The sequence below is a fragment of the Flavobacterium coralii genome, from assembly GCF_019891545.1.
In the GTDB taxonomy this organism is placed as follows: Bacteria; Bacteroidota; Bacteroidia; order Flavobacteriales; family Flavobacteriaceae; genus Flavobacterium; species Flavobacterium coralii.
Window position 1 is genome coordinate 292009 of record NZ_JAHDIU010000003.1, and the last position, 17777, is coordinate 309785.

The window sequence follows — 17777 nt, forward strand, 5'->3', positions numbered from 1 at the left end:
TCAAAATATATTTACTGCAAAAGTACATATTGGCTGTTATTTTACCTTAGCTGTTTTTGTTATTTTTGTTGAAAATAGCGTAAATGAGCATCTGGCAAAAAAACCGCCCTTTCTTTCTGTTCCTTATCAAGTTCGGGCTTAGTTACCTTATACTTTCTGTACTGTATTGGCTTTACCTGAGCCAGTATAATGCCGAGGCAAACGAAGCCGACGGCATGACCACTATTGTTGCGGAACAATCTCAGGATGTGGCGCTGTGGCTTGGGCAGGAAGCATATATTACAGAGCACCCCGAACAGCCGTCTTACAGGTTCTTTATTAATAATAAAGCCGTGGCAAGGGTAGTGGAAGGCTGTAATGCCGTGAGTGTAATGATTTTGTTTGCTGCATTTGTAATAGCTTTTTCTACAACATTTAAGCGGACATCACTTTTTATACTCGCGGGCATTGTTATTATACACATACTAAATGTAGTGCGTGTAGCCCTGCTTTCTATGGGGTTTTATTATTACCCCGAATATAAAGAGCTGATGCATGACATACTTTTCCCTCTGTTTATCTATGGTGTCGTTTTTGCTTTATGGGTGCTGTGGGTAATGAAAATATCAGGATATGGCAAAAAGCATTAAAATAAACCCTGTTTCGGCAGCCGGCATTGTTGTACTGGTTGTAATGCTGGTGCTGGTACGTTTGTTTCAGCATGAGCTATTCTATGACCCGCTGATACCGTTCTTTAAGAAAGAAGGTGCACCACTGCCGCAGATGGATGATTTTGATCTTTTTCTCGGGCTTGGGTTCCGTTATTTCCTTAACAGCTTTATATCGCTCGGTATATTATGGCTCGTTTTTAAAGACGGGGCAATAATAAGGTTGTGCTTTATGTTGTATTGCGGGCTTTTTATGCTGCTTACGGCTGTCTTCTTTACCGTGTTAAAGGCAGATGATGTTAACCTGCTGTTGCTGTTTTATGTAAGGCGTTTTCTTATACAGCCTCTGTTCCTGATACTTTTCTTACCTGCTTTTTACTACCAAAAAGTTGTAAGAAAGTGAAAAAAATTAACGTAACACGCTGCATTATAGTGGTAATTTATTAAGTTTGCAGGGTAATGAAATTAAAAATGCACATAAGTTTCCTTTTGTCGTTTCTCATATTGGCAGCCAATATGGGGTTCGCGCTTAATGTGCATTATTGCAAAGGTGAGATCTCTCAGGTTTCAATTGCTTACAAATTACACGAGCCTTGCAGTACACACCCTGTAAATAGCCATCACGGAAAAAAAGATAACAAAAAATGCTGCGGTACTGCCGATGGCACTCACAAAAGCTGTTGCAAGAATGAATTGGTAAAGCTGAAAGACAAGGCAGATAATCCTGTTCTTGTAAAATCCTTACAATTAGAGCTTTCAGGTTTTTATGCTGTTAATGAATGGAAACCTCTGCATTTTTTCGTTCCGCAACAACATGTAAGGCAGGAGTCTCCCGCTTACTATTGCGATTCTCATGCACCGCCTCTTTTTAAGTTATACTGCAAGTATATTCTATACGCCTGATGTAATGTTATAACCTCATTTTTCCTTTTCGGGAAATAACTGATTTTATAAACATTACATTACTTATTTATGCAAAAAATATTTTTAATGTTATTTCTGTTGTCAGCAGCATTTGCACAGGCACAGGAAACATTAAGCGGTAAAATTCTGGACGAGCAGAAACAGCCGCTACCGGGAGCCAGTGTATATTGGCTAAATACTTCAACAGGCACCTCTACAGATGGTGATGGACTTTTTGAACTTCCTTACAAGCCCGAGAACAAACAAATTGTTATAAGCTACATAGGCTACCGCACTGACACACTTGCTGTGAGCAGCCCGGCTTATATTACCCATACCATGACACCTGATAAAGGCAGGGAGCTTGACGTGGTGGAGGTAAACAAAACCCGAAGCAGCCTCGAACGTTCTCACGTAGAGGCAGCAAATGTAACCAATATGGGCAGTAAAGAACTGCTGAAGGCAGCGTGTTGTAACATTGCCGAGAGCTTTGAAACCAACCCTTCTGTAGATGTTAACTTTTCTGATGCTTTAACCGGGACAAGGCAGATAAAAATGCTTGGGCTTACAAGCCCTTACTTGCTTATAGCAGAGGAAAATATTCCTGCGGTTCGCGGGGCATCTCAGGCTTACGGGCTTTCGTTTGTGCCGGGCACATGGGTAGAAAGCATACAGATAACAAAAGGGGCAGGCCCTGTAATCAACGGATATGAAAGTATATCGGGGCAAATAAATTATGAGCTTATAAAGCCTGCTGATGATATACCTTTCTTCCTTAATGCCTATGGCGCTATGGGTGGCCGTTTTGAACTGAATACCCATTTTAATAAAAAGGTGTCTGATAAATGGAGCAGCAGCCTTTTTGTGCACGGTAACACACGGGCGTTTAAAAACGATATGAACGACGACGGTTTTCTTGATAACCCGCTTGCAAAGCAAATTAATGTGCTGAACCGCTGGCAGTACAGCGACCCTGATAAAGGTTGGGTAAGCTTTATTAATGCCCGCTATATGCGCGATGAAAAACAAACAGGCGAGGTTGACTTTGACCCTGATACCGATAAGTTTACCACAAACCAATGGGGTTCAGAAATTGATACGGATAAGCTGGACCTTTCCGCTAAGCTTGGTTATGTATTCCCTGATATGCCTTACCAGAGTATTGGGCTGCAAACAGCCTATAACTGGCACAGGCAGGACTCTTATTTTGGCTTTAACCGTTATGATATAGACCAGAAGAGTTTTTACTCTAACCTTATATTAAACTCTATTATTAATAATACGCTCAATAAATTTTCGGCAGGTCTTAATTTTAGTTACGACAAGTATAAGGAGTTTGTGGCATTGCCGGGAACATTCGGTTTAACATCGCGCGATTTTGACAGGGTAGATAACTCGGTAGGTGCATTTTTTGAATATACTTATGATAATACTGATGATCTTACCATAGCAGCCGGTGCGCGCTTTGATGTGCACAACCGCCTGGGGGCTTTCTTTACGCCGAGGCTGCACCTTCGCTATAATCCGTGGGATAGGGGAGTACTTCGCCTTTCGGCGGGCAGGGGTAAGAGGGCTGCTAATATTTTTGCCGAAAACCAACAGTATTTTGGCAGCTCCCGCCAGTTCTTTATAAATAATAATAACGGAAACGTGTACGGCCTTAATCCTGAAATTGCGTGGAATTACGGTATCAGCTTTATGCAGGGCTTCACATTGTTCAACAAAAATGCAGAGTTTGTACTTGATTTTTACAGGACAGACTTTCAGGAAAAAGTAGTGGCAGATGTATATGCATCTCCGCAGCATCTGGTGTTTTATAATGTTGGCAGCGGCAGTGCATATGCTAACAGTTTTCAGGCGGAGCTTAACTATGAAATTACACGCCATTTTAATATCCGTACTGCATACAAATACTATGATGTAGCTACAGATTACCTATATACAGGCAACCAACAGATGCCTTTGCAGCCCAAGCACAGGTTTTTTACCAACCTGGCCTATGAAACCCATGTGCATGAAGGCGGCAAACAATGGAAGTTCGACTTTACGTATAACTGGCTTGGCAAACAGCGCCTGCCATATACCGGAAGCAACCCTGTTGCAGACCGTATGCCTGAATATTCGCCTTCGTTCTCTTTAATGAATGCACAAATTACACGAAGCTTTTCAAGCGTATTTGAAGTATATGTAGGCGGGGAGAATATAGGTAATTACAGGCAGGATAAAGCTATACTGGGTGCAGATAACCCTTTCGGCCCAAATTTTGATACTTCTGTTATATATGCGCCTGTATTCGGGCAAATGTATTATGCAGGACTGCGCTTTAAAATTAAATAAACCAATCAATACAATTTATATATTTACAAAACTTAAATTACAGATTATGAAAAAAGTAATTGTTATACTTATTATTATTTTAACTGGTTTTGCAGCACAGGCTCAGGAAAAAAAGAATAAAAATGCGAAGCATGAAATCGCCGTTAAGGGTAATTGCGAAATGTGCGAAAAGCGCATAGAAAAAGCTGCTTTGGGAGTTAAAGGTGTAAAATCTGCCGACTGGCATGCCGATCATCAGGACCTTCATCTTATAATAGATGAAAACAAATGCAGCCTTGATGATGTAAGAAAGGCAATAGCCAAATCAGGGCACGATACTGATACGGTAAAGGCAGATGACAAAGATTATGAAAAGCTGCACGACTGCTGCCAGTACGACAGAGGATAATATAATTCAGATTAGTTGATGTTTAAAGCCCCGCATTATGCCGGGGCTTTATTTTTTAGAAATAAATTTATTACTTAATAAAAATTATGTTAAAAATTTGTTTAAATTTGTTTGTAAGGTTTTCTTATTCGGGACAATTACAGGCGTGAAGTTAAATTTTTGAATATATAATTTACTAATCTTTTAATATAGTGCTTATGAAAAAAGTTTTACTCCTGTTACCACTGCTTGTACTGTTTTCGTGTGATAAAACTGTAGTCTTTACAAAAACATTTAGTGATTTTGAGAGTAATCGCTGGGGAAAGAGCGATACTAAATCATTTGATTTCAATGTAAAAAAAGATATAGAATCTGCAGATGTTACCTTAAATTTTTCGCACACACCCGACCCGAATTACGCAAACCTGCCTATACAGGTTGCAATACAATTCCCAGACGGTAATAAAGAAAATGTTTCTGTAAACCTGCCTTTTGGTGAAGATGCAGGAATGTCTGAGTGCGAGGGTGATATATGTTCTGTCTCTATGGGTATAAAAGAAGGAATAAAGATGCCTGCGGGTAAATATCTTATAACAGTAACAAATTCCTATCAGGACGAATATGTGCCAAACGTCCTGTCTTTAGGTATAAATGTTGAAAATGGTAATTAAGTGTTAAGTAAGTAGGAGCGGCTTTTGCCGCTCTTTTTATTTAAAAGTATGCTATATTAGCAACATGAATCCTTCAAAATTACTACTTGTTGCCTTTCTATTTTTCTGGTGTGGCCATTATGCGCAAACACTATCAGGTTATGTATATGATGAAGCCGAAGACCTTCCGCTCGAAGGGGCATTTGTTTACCTTGATGGTACAACTTATTCTGCCACTACCGATGCCGAAGGTTATTTTAGCATGACTGTAGCACAGCCAATTCCGGCTGACCTTATTGTTAGCTATATCGGCTTTCGTAACTTCAGGCTGCCTAACCCATTCCAGTACGGTGAGCCTGTAAAACTCCTTATGCGCCCTGATGCCATAAACCTGGGCGAAGTGGTTATCAATGCGGGCAAAAGCCCTTTTAACCGTAAAGACATGATGAAGGCTTTTTATGGGGCTTTTATCGGCGAAACCAAAGCAGGAAGATCATGTGTTATTTTAAATGAAGATGATATCAGCTTCTTTTACGATGAAAAAGTTAACACACTTACGGCCTATGCACGCAAACCTTTACAGATAAAGAACAGCTATCTGGAATATAACCTTGTTTTTGATTTGCAGGAGTTTGTAATTAAATACAATCAAAAAACATTGGCATCTAAGGGGCAGCGGGGCATATACTTTACCGGAACTACCTTTTTTACCGATATTTCAGAGAACAATTCGGCTTACGATAAAAGAAAAGAGGCTTATCTTGGTTCGATAAGGCACTTTATGCGGAGCTTTGCCGCAGGAGAATTAACTAAACAGGGATTTGATTTTTACAACGACAGGCACAAAGTAAATCCTGCAGCATTTTTTACCATTACAGACACACTTGGTATAAAAAAGGTAACACTGAGGCCGGAAGAGAAAAACTCACGCCTGCTTAACATCAACCTCGGGGGAGATAATGTGCAAACGCTTGCGCAAAAACAGGAAGAACACCGCCGGAGAGTTAACGCAACACGCCTTACGCTTGTGTATAATAAAGAATATTCAGGCCTTTCATTTGATAAAGGTGAATTTTACATAGCGGCAAACGGTTATTACTATCCGATACAGGAAGTGCGCTTTAGCGGCGATATGGCCGAAAGGAAAGCGGGTGATATGCTTCCTGCTGATTATACTTATCCGTAGCCTAAAATGTTAGGGCAAACCTAAAACGGTATGCATTAACAGGTAATTTCATTATTTTTATGTAAAATATTACTGATATGAAAAAGACCTTAGTAATGGGCGCTTCTACAGAGCCTACCCGCTATTCTTATAAAGCTATAAAAATGTTGAGCCGTTACGGACATCCGGTGGTTGCGCTTGGTAAAAAAGAAGATAACCTCGACGGTATTAAAATAGAAAAAGGCCAGGTTCCTTTTGATGGCGTGGATACCGTAACACTTTACCTTAACCCAATGAACCAAAAGCCGTATTACGACTATATAATAGGGCTAAAGCCCAAACGTGTGGTTTTTAATCCCGGTACTGAGAACCCTGAGCTTTATGCATTGCTGCAAAAAAACGGAATTATGGTTGATGTAGGCTGTACTCTGGTTATGCTTTCTACAAACCAGTACTAAGTGCAGGCTTTTTACTTATGGCTAATAACAGCAAAAAGGTAATAGCGCCGTTAACTACTATCAGCTCCACATCAAATACATAACTGCCGAATAGTATTGAAGAATTCATGCTGAGCAAAAGGGTAAGCAGTGGCGCTGCAAGGCATACTACAGGCACCAGCCTGTCGTGAACGGCACGGTTTTTAAGCAGGAGCCCAAAGCTGTAAAGTCCTAAAAGGGGGCCATACGTATAAGATGCCACCCTGAATATCATGCTGACTACCGAGTCGTTATTGATTACATTGAATATAATAATCACCAGGAACATCAGTAACGAAAAAGAAATATGTACCAAATGCCGGGTGCGGACAAAGCTGTTGGCTTTCTTTTCCTGTTTTTTATCCATACCTAAAAAGTCCACACAAAAAGAAGTCGTTAATGCAGTAAGTGCCGAATCTGTTGTAGCAAAGGTTGCCGCAGTAAGCCCCAGCAAAAAAACTATGCTGGGTATAAGTGTAAGGTGGTTAAATGCTATTTCAGGAAAAAGCAGGTCGGTACGAGGGTTGCCCATAGGGCCTTTTGGTATGGGTACTCCAAATTTATCAGCATAAATGTAAAGCAGTGCGCCAACGCCTAAAAAGAAAAGGTTTATCACTACAAAAATTGCTGTAAAAGAAAACATATTTTTTTGTGCCTCGCCAATATTCTTACAGCTGAGGTTTTTCTGCATAAGGTCCTGGTCAAGCCCCACCATAGCTATAGTTACAAAAATACCCCCGATAATCTGCTTTATAAAATGGAAGCGGCTGCTAATAAAATCTTCAAAGAAAAATATTTTAGAGTAATTACTTTCCTTAACTGTTTCAAAAGCTTCAGGTATGCTAAGGCTAAGGCTTTCGCATATAAAATATATGGTAAAAAATACCGATGATACTATAAAAAAGGTTTGCAGGGTGTCAGTAATAATAATGGTTTTTAGTCCGCCTTTATAAGTATAGGCAAATATCAGCAATAGTGATATCATTACAGTAACCCAAAAGGGTACCTCAAAAGCATCAAACACATATTTTTGCAGTACAATAACCACAAGATAAAGCCTGAAGGCAGACCCAATAGTACGGCTTATCAGGAATATCATGGCGGCTGTTTTGTAACTGTAATAACCAAGCCTTTCTTCAATATATCCATATATAGAGGTCAGGTTCATGCGGTAATAAAGTGGCAGCAACACTTTTGCTATAATGATAAAGCCTATAGCATTACCCAATACAAACTGAAAATACTTAAACTGCTCACCATTAGGTGAGCCTACCTCTCCGGGTACAGATATAAATGTAACGCCTGATAGTGCCGTGCCTATCATCCCGAAGGCAACCAGATACCATTTAGAATTTTTATTGGCTTTAAAAAAAGCATCATTGCTGCTGTCTTTTCGGCTCACAAGGCGCGATATGGTTATCAGTAATCCGAAATAAACGATTATAATGGCAAGTATGGTTACCGGCTGCATAGTGTTGTAGTTTACTACAAAGCAACTAAAATTTTTAAAACCTGCAACCACAACAGCGGCTATTGTTTAGCGTGTGCATAAATGTGTAACCTGTTTATTACCTTTGCAGGTATGGAAATGTCTTCTAAATTACTTGAAAAAGCAGTAGCCGAAATATCACAACTGCCTGGCATTGGCAGGCGCACCGCTTTAAGGCTTGCGCTTCATTTGCTAAAGCAGCCCGAGGAGCAGGCGCTGCACCTTGCAGACGCCATAAAAAAGCTGCGTGAAGATATCAGGTATTGCACCAGGTGCCATAACATATCGGATAACGAAGTCTGCGAAATATGTGCCAACCCACGTCGCGACAACTCTGTTATTTGTGTAGTGGAAGATGTGCGCGATGTAATGGCAATAGAGAATACAGGGCTCTTCAGGGGGCTGTACCATGTGCTTGGAGGTAAAATTTCACCCATAGACGGTATTGGCCCGAGCCAGCTAACCATAGCACCCCTTGTAGATAAAGTAAGGGCAGGCGGGGTTAAGGAACTTATATTTGCGCTTAGCTCTACAATGGAGGGAGACACAACCAATTTTTATATTTATAAGCAGATAAAAGATTCAGGAATTGTTACATCTGCCATTGCAAGGGGGATAGCTATTGGCGACGAACTTGAGTTTGCCGATGAGGTAACCTTAGGGCGCAGTATTGTGCAGCGGGTGCCCTTTGAAAATTCTTTAAGAAATATTTAGCAATAATTTAAGTATTGCGGGAGGCTCCTGAAGATATTGTGCTTAACTATCAATAAATAAATAGTTTAAGCCTTGCAGATTGTAAGAGTGCAATGAAGAATTTTCTTGTGAATATTTAAAAAGTTACTGCTATTGTTGAATTATTTTAAATTCTTAACATTGCAGGTACAAATAATATTATGTTAATGTATAAGTACCTATATTTGCAACTTGAATAAGGGATAAATGTTAAAAAAATTAACGATATTTTGATGGAAAGTTCTTTGCACAAAAAAATTCTCATAACCGGTGGAGCGGGTTTTATAGGCTCAAATCTGTGTGATTACTTCTTAAACAAACACTATCGTGTAACGGTGCTTGATAATTTTGCGACTGGCCACAGAAAAAACATCGAACATCATTTATCTAATCCTGACTTTACACTTATTGAAGGCGACATACGCAATCTTTCTGATTGTGAAAGGGCAGTAGAAGGCGCTGACTATGTGCTGCACCAGGCCGCTTTAGGCTCTGTACCCCGCTCTATAAAAGACCCTGCTACCAGTAACGATGTAAATGTGAGCGGTTTTGTAAACATGCTGCTTGCAGCGCGTGATGCAGGCGTTAAGCGTTTTGTTTATGCAGCAAGCTCTTCAACTTATGGCGACTCTGAATCGCTTCCTAAAGTTGAGGATAAAATAGGCAGGCCGCTTTCGCCTTATGCTGTAACCAAATATGTAAATGAGCTTTATGCTGATGTATTCAGCAAGACCTACGGTATAGAAACCATCGGTTTAAGGTACTTTAACGTGTTTGGCCGCAGGCAGGACCCTAACGGCGCTTATGCTGCTGTTATCCCAAAGTTTGTAATGCAGTTTATGAAGCATGAAAGCCCGGTAATTAACGGCGACGGTAATTATTCGCGCGACTTTACTTATATAGATAACGTGGTACAGATGAACGAACTGGCCATGACTACGGAAAATACTGCTGCTGTAAACACTGTTTACAATACAGCTTACGGAGACCGTACTACACTTAACGACCTTATAGGTTACCTGAAACAATACCTTGCTGAATTTGACCCTGCTATAGCAAATGTAGATGTGGTGCACGGGCCAAACAGGGTAGGAGACATACCACACTCACTCGCCAGTATAGATAAGGCTAAGAGCCTGCTTAACTACAACCCTCAGTTTTCATTACAACAGGGCTTGCAGCAGGCGGTAAAATGGTACTGGGAGAACCTTAAATAAATAAAACAAACTAACCGCACAATATATATGAAAATTGCTGTAATTGGATTAGGATATGTAGGATTGCCGCTTGCAAGGCTGTTTGCAACCCAATATTCTGTTGTAGGATTTGATATCAATCAATCCAGGGTAGATGAGCTTAACTCAGGTATAGACAGTACACTTGAAGTTGAAAACGAACTGCTTCAGTCGGTTTTAGTATCTGCCCCGGGCAACAGCAACGGGCTTTACTGCTCTACAAACCTTGATGACATTAAAGACTGCAATTATTATGTAGTTACTGTTCCTACACCTGTAGATAAAAACAACAGGCCAGACCTTACACCACTGTACAAATCAAGCGAGACAGTAGCTAAGGTGCTTAAAAAAGGCGATATTGTAATATATGAATCTACAGTTTATCCCGGAGTTACAGAAGAAGAATGCGTTCCGGTACTGGAGCGTGTAAGCGGGCTTAAGTTTAACGAAGACTTTTTTGCAGGCTATTCACCGGAAAGGATTAATCCAGGCGATAAAGAACATACTGTAGAGAAGATACTTAAAGTAACCGCAGGCTCTACGCCTGAAGTTGGTAAAAAAGTAGATGAACTTTATAAATCGGTAATTAAAGCAGGTACACACCTTGCACCAACCATTAAGGTTGCCGAGGCTGCAAAGGTTATAGAGAACTCACAAAGGGATATTAATATAGCATTCGTTAATGAGCTTAGCAAGATATTCAACTGCATGAATATAGATACCCATGCGGTACTGGAAGCTGCGGGTACAAAATGGAATTTCCTTCCGTTTAAGCCGGGGCTTGTGGGCGGGCACTGTATAGGGGTAGACCCATACTATCTTGCGCAAAAAGCACAGGAAGTTGGTTACCACCCTGAAATTATTCTTGCAGGCAGAAGGCTTAACGACAGCATGGGCGAATATGTAGCCAGCCAGGTAGTGAAGCTTATGATTAAAAAAGGTGTTATCGTTAACGGCTCTGATGTACTGATGCTGGGGATCACGTTTAAAGAAAACTGCCCTGATGTAAGGAACACCAAAATTGTAGATGTAATAAAAGCATTGAAAGAATACGGCATTAATGTAACCATTTTCGATCCGTGGGCAAGCCCTCAAGAGGTAATGCACGAATATGGCCTTACTACAGTTAAAGAAATGCCGCAGCAGAAATTTGACGCAATTGTGCTTGGCGTTGCACACAAAGAATTTACCGAAATGGATTTCTCTGCTGTTAAAAAAGATAAGAGTGTAGTTTATGATGTAAAAGGCATATTGGGTGACAAGGCCGACGGAAAACTATAATTTTTTAGAAAGGAGTATTAAATGAAGATAAAGAATATTTGCTGTATAGGTGCAGGATATGTGGGCGGGCCAACAATGGCAGTTATTGCCCATAAATGTCCTGACATTAAGGTAACTATTGTAGACCTTAATAAGCAGCGTATTGCCGACTGGAACGATGAAAACCTTGATAACCTGCCGGTTTATGAGCCGGGTCTTGCGGATGTTGTAGCCTCTGCACGCGGCAGGAACCTTTTCTTCTCTACAGATGTGGAAAAGGCTATTGAGGAAGCCGAGATGATATTTATATCGGTAAACACTCCTACCAAAACGTATGGTTTGGGCAAAGGACAGGCGGCAGATTTAAAATATATTGAGCTTTGCGCAAGGCAGATTGCCGCTGTGGCAAAGAATGATAAAATTGTGGTAGAAAAATCTACCCTGCCGGTAAGGACGGCACAGGCTATTAAAGATATCCTTGAGAATACCGGTAATGGCGTTAAGTTTGAAATACTTAGCAATCCTGAATTTTTGGCGGAAGGCACAGCAGTAGAAGACCTTATGCATCCTGACAGGGTGCTTATAGGCGGAGATACTGATGAGGATGGGCAGAAAGCCATTCAGGCACTTGTTGATGTATATGCCAACTGGATACCTAAAGAAAAGATACTTACTACCAACGTTTGGTCTTCAGAGCTTAGTAAGCTAACAGCAAATGCGTTTTTGGCACAGCGTGTTTCTTCTATAAATGCAATGTCAGAGCTTTGTGAAAAAACAGGTGCTGATGTAACCGAAGTAGCAAGGGCCATAGGTATGGACTCGCGCATCGGGCCAAAATTTCTTAAGGCATCAGTTGGTTTCGGAGGCTCTTGCTTCCAGAAAGATATTCTTAACCTGGTTTATATTGCCAAGTCATACGGGCTTACTGAAGTTGCCGATTACTGGGAACAGGTTATTATAATGAACGACCACCAGAAAAGGCGCTTTGCCTCTAATATTGTAAAAACACTTTACAATACGGTTTCAGGTAAAAAGATAGCGTTCTTAGGCTGGGCTTTCAAAAAAGATACAAACGACACCAGGGAGTCAGCCGCAATTTATGTTGCTAATGACTTGCTGAACGAACAGGCTGAGATTGCTGTTTATGACCCTAAGGTTGAAGACGATACTATTTATGCAGACCTTAATTACTTAGGCTCAAGAAGTGCAGAGGATAATACCAAAGGTGTTAAAACATTTACTGATCCTTATGAGGCTTGTAATGATGCCCATGCAATTGCAGTGCTTACAGAGTGGGATGAGTTTAAGGATTACGACTGGCAAAAGATATACGAAAACATGAAAAAGCCTGCCTTTGTTTTTGATGGCAGGAACTTGCTGGATGGTAAAAAAATGAACGAAATAGGCTTTATCTACCAGGAAATTGGTAAGTAGCGCTTTATGGGTTTAACTGTTAAACATTAGGATATGAAGATACTTGTTACCGGTGCCGCAGGCTTTATAGGGTTTCATCTTTGCAACAGCTTACTTTCACTGGGCCACACCATCGTGGGGCTTGACAGTATTAATGACTATTATGATGTTAAGCTTAAGTATGCCCGCTTAAAAGAACTTGGCATTACTTCTACAGATTATAATGCTGTTACAGAAAGCACGCTGCATGGTAGCAGGCTTAAGTTTATAAAGCTGAACCTGGAAGATAAGGACGCTTTATTCAACCTGTTTGAAAACGAAAAGTTTGATTCGGTTTGCAACCTTGCCGCACAGGCCGGGGTACGCTACAGTATCGAGAATCCTTTTGCTTACATAGACAGTAACATTACAGGTTTCATCAATATACTTGAAGCATGCCGTAACTACAACGTGAAGAGGCTGGTTTATGCAAGTAGCTCAAGCGTTTACGGGCTTAATGAAAAGATACCTTTTTCTACCGAAGACAGTGTAGATAACCCGGTAAGCCTTTATGCCGCGACCAAGAAGAGCAATGAGCTGATGGCGCATACATACAGCCACTTGTTCGGCATACACACCATAGGGCTAAGGTTCTTTACAGTATATGGGCCGTGGGGCAGGCCGGATATGGCTATGTTCCTGTTTACAGATGCGATATTTAATAACAAGCCTATTAAAGTATTTAACAACGGAAACCTTTCGCGCGATTTTACTTATATAGATGATATAGTAGAGGGCGTTGTGGCAACCTTGCTTAAAGATGTGCAGGGCGCTCCGCTATACCAGTTGTATAACATTGGTAACAGCCAGCCTGTTAAGCTGATGGATTTTATATCTGAAATAGAAAAAGTTACAGGTAAGGAAGCCGTAAAAGATTACCTGCCAATGCAGCCGGGCGATGTTGAAAAAACATGGGCAGACACATCAGGGCTTGAAAAAGATTTTGATTATAAGCCTGCTACGCCTATCAGTACAGGAGTAAAGAACTTTGTTGAGTGGTACAGGCAGTACTATAACATATAATTTAAAACAAATAAATGAAGCAGATATATAAAACAGCAATAACTGCCGCCATTGAAGGTGGTAAGGCTATAATGCAGATTTACACTAAAGACTTTAGCGTAGAATATAAAGAAGACAAATCTCCGCTTACAGAGGCCGACAGTGCTGCAAATGCTGTTATTATGCAATATCTGTCTCAAACCGATATACCGGTTATAAGCGAAGAGAACAAGCTCCTGCCTTACTCTCAACGTAAAAACTGGGAAACCTGCTGGATAGTAGATCCGCTTGACGGTACAAAAGAATTCATTAAAAAGAATGATGAATTTACTGTAAATATAGCATTGGTTACTAATGGCGTGCCGCAGTTCGGGGTTATTTATGTTCCGGCACTCAATACGCTTTACTATGCAGATACGGCAGAAAACAAGGCATTTAAGTTTGTAGTTGCAGATGAAAACACAGGTATTGAGAATATACTTGCTTCGGCTACAGAAATAAAACCTGCAGAAGATAAAGCCAAACTTCGTGTTGTGGGCAGCCGTTCTCATATGAGTGAGGAAACCGAAGCATTTATAGAAAGCCTTAAAAAAGGTACAGATAAAGAAATTGATATAGTTTCTAAAGGAAGCTCGCTTAAATTCTGCCTTGTGGCAGAAGGCAATGCAGATGTTTATCCGCGTTTTGCCCCTACAATGGAGTGGGATACAGCTGCGGGGCATGCAATATGCAAGGCAGTAGGGCTTTCGGTAATTAATAATGACACAAAACAGGAAATGGTTTATAACAGGGAGAACCTGTTAAACCCGTACTTCCTTGTTTCTGTATGAGTGGTAACTCGCACAAAAGGCATATAGCCAAAGCGGTTACCTGGCGCATACTGGGTACAATAGATACTATGGTGCTCGCCTGGATAATTTCGGGCGACCCAATGATAGGGCTAAAGGTTGGCCTTGCTGAAGTTCTTACAAAGATGGTGCTGTACTACCTGCACGAGCGTATATGGTTCAGGGTTAACCTTACCAAGAACGGTAAGTTGCTCGAAAGCAGGAAAAGGCATTTGGCAAAAGCCGTAACATGGCGGTTTTTCGGTACTATAGATACTATGCTGCTGGCATGGTTAATATCAGGAAGCCCGGTTGTAGGAATGAAGGTAGGTCTTACAGAAGTGATAACAAAAATAGCTTTATACTACCTGCACGAACGTGTATGGTACAGAATAAATTTCGGTTTACCCCAACGCACAAAAGATGAGCAATAACATCATAGCACAGGATTACAGCATTTGCAGGCAAAAACGGAACCAAAAGAACAGGCACCGCTCTTTTGTTATATGGTTTACAGGGCTTTCGGGTTCCGGTAAATCTACCATTGCCAACCGGGTAGAGGAGGAGCTTTTTAATACAGGCATACAAACCTATACGCTTGATGGCGATAATATCCGTTTCGGGATAAGCAAAGGCCTTGGCTTTGATGAGGAAAGCCGTTATGAGAACCTGAGGCGCATTGCAGAGATTGCCAAGCTTTTTACAGATGCAGGGTTGGTAACAATAGGGGCGTTTGTATCGCCGCTGCAAAAAGACAGGGATTTGGTTAAAGATATTGTGGGCACAGAGAATTTTGTAGAGGTTTTTGTAGATACCAGCCTGCAGGAATGCGAACGCAGAGATGTAAAAGGCCTGTATAAAAAAGCAAGGGCCGGAGAAATAAAGCACTTTACAGGGATAGATGCACCTTATGAAAAGCCTGCAAACCCTGATGTACTGATTGAAACTGAGAAAGAAAGTATAGAAACAGCAATACAAAAAGTACTTACTTTTGTAAAGCACAAATTAGAACTTTAAAGTTATGAGTAAATACTATCTAAATTATTTAGATGAATTGGAATCTGAAGCCATATATATCCTGAGGGAGGTATGGGCGCAATTTCAAAACCCCGTAATCCTTTTTTCGGGTGGTAAAGATTCTATAGTTGTTACCCATCTGGCAAAAAAAGCCTTTTACCCGGCCAAGATACCTTTTGCACTTTTGCACGTAGATACAGGCCATAACTTTCCTGAAACAATGGAGTTTAGGGATAACCTGGTAAAAGAGCTTGGAGTTAAACTTTTAGTTGGTTCTGTACAGGAAGCTATAGATAAAGGCAGGGTTATGGAAGAGCGCGGCAAGAATGCAAGCCGCAACGTACTCCAGATTACCGCACTGCTTGACGCTATAGAAAGCAATAAAATTGATTGTGCTATTGGCGGAGGCCGCAGGGATGAAGAGAAAGCACGTGCTAAAGAAAGGTTCTTCTCGCACAGGGATGAGTTTGGGCAATGGGACCCGAAAAACCAAAGGCCTGAGCTTTGGAACCTACTTAACGGTAAACATTTTCAGGGAGAGCACTTCCGTGCATTCCCGATAAGCAACTGGACTGAAATGGACGTGTGGAACTACATTAAACGTGAAAACATTGCTATCCCTTCATTATATTTTGCACATGACAGGGAAGTAGTTTGGCGTAATGATTCGTGGATACCGAAATCTGAATTCCTTAAACTTGACGGCAGGGAAGAAATTGTAACCAAAAGGATACGTTTCAGGACACTGGGAGATATAACCATTACAGGTGGTATAGAGTCTGATGCTGATACGCTGGAGAAAATTGTTGATGAAGTTGCTACCATGAGGCATACCGAAAGGGGCAACCGTTCTGACGACAAGCGCTCAGAATCTTCTATGGAAGACAGGAAGAGGGAAGGTTATTTTTAATATCCTTTTTTAGAAAAAGTATTTGCCTAAACATTAAAGCACAGTAAAATGCAGATAAATAACAACCAATTATTACGATTTACCACGGCCGGAAGTGTAGATGACGGAAAAAGTACCCTGATAGGCCGTTTATTATATGATTCTAAATCTATTTTTGAAGACCAGCTTCAGGCCATAGAGGCCACAAGTAAGCGAAAAGGTATGGAGACCGTGGACCTTGCTTTATTTACAGACGGACTTAGGGACGAAAGGGAGCAGGGTATAACCATAGATGTTGCTTACAGGTATTTTACTACCCCCAAAAGAAAATTCATTATTGCCGATACTCCGGGCCATATACAATATACCCGTAACATGGTTACCGGAGCCTCTACAGCCAATGCCGCAATTATACTTATAGATGCGAGGCATGGAGTTATAGAGCAGACAAAAAGGCACGCCTTTATAGCTTCTCTTTTGCAGATACCACACCTAATTGTTTGTGTAAACAAAATGGACCTTGTAGGCTTTGCAGAGCAGGCCTTTAATGATATTGTAGTACAGTTTGAAGAGTTTTCTTCTAAGCTTGATGTGCAGGATGTACGTTTTATACCAATAAGCGCATTACTGGGCGATAACGTTGTTAACCGTTCAGAGTCAATGGCGTGGTACCAGGGTTCGCCTTTACTGCACGAGCTTGAAACATTGCACATAAGCAGCGATATCAATAAAATAGACGCCCGTTTTGCCGTGCAAACCGTTATTAGGCCACAACGTGAAGGCTTTATAGATTACAGGGGCTATGCAGGCAGGATTAGCAGCGGTATATACCGAGTGGGTGATGAGGTTGTAGTACTTCCTTCAGGATTTACATCAAAGATAAAATCTATAAACACAGGAGAAAAGGAAATTGAGGAGGCTTATGCGCCTATGTCGATAGCTATGACTCTTGAAGATGATATAGATATCAGCAGGGGTAATATGATTGTTAAGAAAAACAATCAGCCGGAAATGCTGCAGGAGTTTGATGTAATGATGTGCTGGCTAAACAACCAGCCTGCAAGGCCGGGAGCAAAATATACGTTAATGCACACATCTAACGAGCAGCGCGCCATTATAAAAGAGGTTGTTTATAAAATAGACATTAATACCTACGAGCGTAACTCTGAAGATAAAAATCTTAACATGAATGATATTGCCCGTATCAAAATAAGGGCTGCACAAAATATTATGCTTGACCCGTATAGGGATAACCGCAATACCGGTAGTATTATTTTAATTGACGAAGGTACCAATGAAACTGTAGCTGCCGGCATGGTTGTCGGGTAA

At 40.9% G+C, this 17777-nt stretch carries 19 protein-coding genes; 18 read left to right on the plus strand and 1 reads right to left on the minus strand.

Translation table 11 applies throughout. The features are described from left to right. Window positions 1–83: 83 nt before the first annotated feature. The 8 genes from xrtF to KJK34_RS06530 all read left to right on the plus strand — a co-directional run bounded on the left by xrtF (window position 84) and on the right by KJK34_RS06530 (window position 6527). On the plus strand, window positions 84–629 hold the full coding sequence (gene xrtF / locus KJK34_RS06495; protein WP_223053046.1) for an exosortase family protein XrtF: 546 nt from the start codon (window positions 84–86) through the stop codon (window positions 627–629). Further along, a complete protein-coding gene (locus KJK34_RS06500; RefSeq protein WP_223053047.1) occupies window positions 613–1050 on the plus strand; it encodes an exosortase F system-associated membrane protein in 438 nt (145 codons plus the stop codon). Before xrtF ends, KJK34_RS06500 begins: the two co-directional genes overlap by 17 nt. Before the next feature lie 56 nt (window positions 1051–1106). After that, a complete protein-coding gene (locus tag KJK34_RS06505; protein WP_223053048.1) occupies window positions 1107–1550 on the plus strand; it encodes an HYC_CC_PP family protein in 444 nt (147 codons plus the stop codon). A 69-nt stretch (window positions 1551–1619) separates the two neighbouring features. Beyond that, window positions 1620–3887 (plus strand): TonB-dependent receptor, encoded by a 2268-nt coding sequence (locus KJK34_RS06510; protein ID WP_223053049.1) that lies wholly within the window; start codon window positions 1620–1622, stop codon window positions 3885–3887. Window positions 3888–3933: 46 nt separating this feature from the next. Further along, a complete protein-coding gene (locus tag KJK34_RS06515; RefSeq protein WP_223053050.1) occupies window positions 3934–4275 on the plus strand; it encodes a heavy-metal-associated domain-containing protein in 342 nt (113 codons plus the stop codon). 197 nt (window positions 4276–4472) lie between these two features. After that, on the plus strand, window positions 4473–4925 hold the full coding sequence (locus KJK34_RS06520) for a gliding motility lipoprotein GldH family protein (RefSeq protein ID WP_223053051.1): 453 nt from the start codon (window positions 4473–4475) through the stop codon (window positions 4923–4925). 64 nt (window positions 4926–4989) lie between these two features. Further along, window positions 4990–6090: a carboxypeptidase-like regulatory domain-containing protein gene (locus tag KJK34_RS06525; RefSeq protein ID WP_223053052.1), complete on the plus strand. Its 1101-nt coding sequence runs from the start codon at window positions 4990–4992 to the stop codon at window positions 6088–6090. 77 nt (window positions 6091–6167) lie between these two features. Continuing rightward, entirely contained in the window at window positions 6168–6527 is a 360-nt protein-coding gene (locus tag KJK34_RS06530) for a CoA-binding protein (protein WP_223053053.1), read from the plus strand. On the opposite strand, the gene KJK34_RS06535 is transcribed toward KJK34_RS06530, so the two are convergent. Then, window positions 6511–8016: a sodium:solute symporter gene (locus KJK34_RS06535; protein WP_223053054.1), complete on the minus strand. Its 1506-nt coding sequence runs from the start codon at window positions 8014–8016 to the stop codon at window positions 6511–6513. The genes KJK34_RS06530 and KJK34_RS06535 overlap by 17 nt on opposite strands. 111 nt (window positions 8017–8127) lie before the next feature. Between KJK34_RS06535 and recR the strand changes: the two genes are divergently transcribed. The 10 genes from recR to KJK34_RS06585 all read left to right on the plus strand — a co-directional run bounded on the left by recR (window position 8128) and on the right by KJK34_RS06585 (window position 17777). Then, on the plus strand, window positions 8128–8748 hold the full coding sequence (gene recR, locus KJK34_RS06540) for a recombination mediator RecR (RefSeq protein ID WP_223053209.1): 621 nt from the start codon (window positions 8128–8130) through the stop codon (window positions 8746–8748). A 251-nt stretch (window positions 8749–8999) separates the two neighbouring features. Continuing rightward, complete coding sequence (locus KJK34_RS06545; RefSeq protein ID WP_223053055.1) at window positions 9000–9983, plus strand: SDR family oxidoreductase; 984 nt, start codon at window positions 9000–9002, stop codon at window positions 9981–9983. 27 nt (window positions 9984–10010) lie between these two features. After that, window positions 10011–11282 carry a nucleotide sugar dehydrogenase gene (locus KJK34_RS06550; protein ID WP_223053056.1) on the plus strand — a complete coding sequence of 424 codons (1272 nt, stop codon included), beginning with the start codon at window positions 10011–10013 and terminating at the stop codon, window positions 11280–11282. Between the two features lie 21 nt (window positions 11283–11303). Further along, window positions 11304–12695 carry a UDP-glucose 6-dehydrogenase gene (locus tag KJK34_RS06555; RefSeq protein ID WP_223053057.1) on the plus strand — a complete coding sequence of 464 codons (1392 nt, stop codon included), beginning with the start codon at window positions 11304–11306 and terminating at the stop codon, window positions 12693–12695. A 33-nt stretch (window positions 12696–12728) separates the two neighbouring features. Continuing rightward, window positions 12729–13736 carry an NAD-dependent epimerase gene (locus KJK34_RS06560; protein ID WP_223053058.1) on the plus strand — a complete coding sequence of 336 codons (1008 nt, stop codon included), beginning with the start codon at window positions 12729–12731 and terminating at the stop codon, window positions 13734–13736. 14 nt (window positions 13737–13750) lie between these two features. Then, window positions 13751–14545: a 3'(2'),5'-bisphosphate nucleotidase CysQ gene (gene cysQ, locus KJK34_RS06565; RefSeq protein ID WP_223053059.1), complete on the plus strand. Its 795-nt coding sequence runs from the start codon at window positions 13751–13753 to the stop codon at window positions 14543–14545. Beyond that, on the plus strand, window positions 14542–14976 hold the full coding sequence (locus KJK34_RS06570; RefSeq protein WP_223053060.1) for a DUF2061 domain-containing protein: 435 nt from the start codon (window positions 14542–14544) through the stop codon (window positions 14974–14976). The genes cysQ and KJK34_RS06570 overlap by 4 nt, the downstream gene beginning before the upstream one ends. Continuing rightward, entirely contained in the window at window positions 14966–15559 is a 594-nt protein-coding gene (cysC, locus tag KJK34_RS06575; protein ID WP_223053061.1) for an adenylyl-sulfate kinase, read from the plus strand. The genes KJK34_RS06570 and cysC overlap by 11 nt, the downstream gene beginning before the upstream one ends. A gap of 4 nt (window positions 15560–15563) precedes the next feature. Continuing rightward, on the plus strand, window positions 15564–16469 hold the full coding sequence (gene cysD, locus KJK34_RS06580) for a sulfate adenylyltransferase subunit CysD (protein WP_223053062.1): 906 nt from the start codon (window positions 15564–15566) through the stop codon (window positions 16467–16469). Between the two features lie 48 nt (window positions 16470–16517). After that, window positions 16518–17777: a sulfate adenylyltransferase subunit 1 gene (locus KJK34_RS06585; RefSeq protein ID WP_223053063.1), complete on the plus strand. Its 1260-nt coding sequence runs from the start codon at window positions 16518–16520 to the stop codon at window positions 17775–17777.

What these genes read in the sequence shown, in the direction of transcription:
- xrtF (WP_223053046.1), top strand. Translation starts at nt 84, where the DNA reads ATGAGCATCTGGCAAAAAAACCGCCCTTTCTTTCTGTTCCTTATCAAG.
- KJK34_RS06500 (WP_223053047.1), top strand. Translation starts at nt 613, where the DNA reads ATGGCAAAAAGCATTAAAATAAACCCTGTTTCGGCAGCCGGCATTGTT.
- KJK34_RS06505 (WP_223053048.1), top strand. Translation starts at nt 1,107, where the DNA reads ATGAAATTAAAAATGCACATAAGTTTCCTTTTGTCGTTTCTCATATTG.
- KJK34_RS06510 (WP_223053049.1), top strand. Translation starts at nt 1,620, where the DNA reads ATGCAAAAAATATTTTTAATGTTATTTCTGTTGTCAGCAGCATTTGCA.
- KJK34_RS06515 (WP_223053050.1), top strand. Translation starts at nt 3,934, where the DNA reads ATGAAAAAAGTAATTGTTATACTTATTATTATTTTAACTGGTTTTGCA.
- KJK34_RS06520 (WP_223053051.1), top strand. Translation starts at nt 4,473, where the DNA reads ATGAAAAAAGTTTTACTCCTGTTACCACTGCTTGTACTGTTTTCGTGT.
- KJK34_RS06525 (WP_223053052.1), top strand. Translation starts at nt 4,990, where the DNA reads ATGAATCCTTCAAAATTACTACTTGTTGCCTTTCTATTTTTCTGGTGT.
- KJK34_RS06530 (WP_223053053.1), top strand. Translation starts at nt 6,168, where the DNA reads ATGAAAAAGACCTTAGTAATGGGCGCTTCTACAGAGCCTACCCGCTAT.
- KJK34_RS06535 (WP_223053054.1), bottom strand. Translation starts at nt 8,016, where the DNA reads ATGCAGCCGGTAACCATACTTGCCATTATAATCGTTTATTTCGGATTA.
- recR (WP_223053209.1), top strand. Translation starts at nt 8,128, where the DNA reads ATGGAAATGTCTTCTAAATTACTTGAAAAAGCAGTAGCCGAAATATCA.
- KJK34_RS06545 (WP_223053055.1), top strand. Translation starts at nt 9,000, where the DNA reads ATGGAAAGTTCTTTGCACAAAAAAATTCTCATAACCGGTGGAGCGGGT.
- KJK34_RS06550 (WP_223053056.1), top strand. Translation starts at nt 10,011, where the DNA reads ATGAAAATTGCTGTAATTGGATTAGGATATGTAGGATTGCCGCTTGCA.
- KJK34_RS06555 (WP_223053057.1), top strand. Translation starts at nt 11,304, where the DNA reads ATGAAGATAAAGAATATTTGCTGTATAGGTGCAGGATATGTGGGCGGG.
- KJK34_RS06560 (WP_223053058.1), top strand. Translation starts at nt 12,729, where the DNA reads ATGAAGATACTTGTTACCGGTGCCGCAGGCTTTATAGGGTTTCATCTT.
- cysQ (WP_223053059.1), top strand. Translation starts at nt 13,751, where the DNA reads ATGAAGCAGATATATAAAACAGCAATAACTGCCGCCATTGAAGGTGGT.
- KJK34_RS06570 (WP_223053060.1), top strand. Translation starts at nt 14,542, where the DNA reads ATGAGTGGTAACTCGCACAAAAGGCATATAGCCAAAGCGGTTACCTGG.
- cysC (WP_223053061.1), top strand. Translation starts at nt 14,966, where the DNA reads ATGAGCAATAACATCATAGCACAGGATTACAGCATTTGCAGGCAAAAA.
- cysD (WP_223053062.1), top strand. Translation starts at nt 15,564, where the DNA reads ATGAGTAAATACTATCTAAATTATTTAGATGAATTGGAATCTGAAGCC.
- KJK34_RS06585 (WP_223053063.1), top strand. Translation starts at nt 16,518, where the DNA reads ATGCAGATAAATAACAACCAATTATTACGATTTACCACGGCCGGAAGT.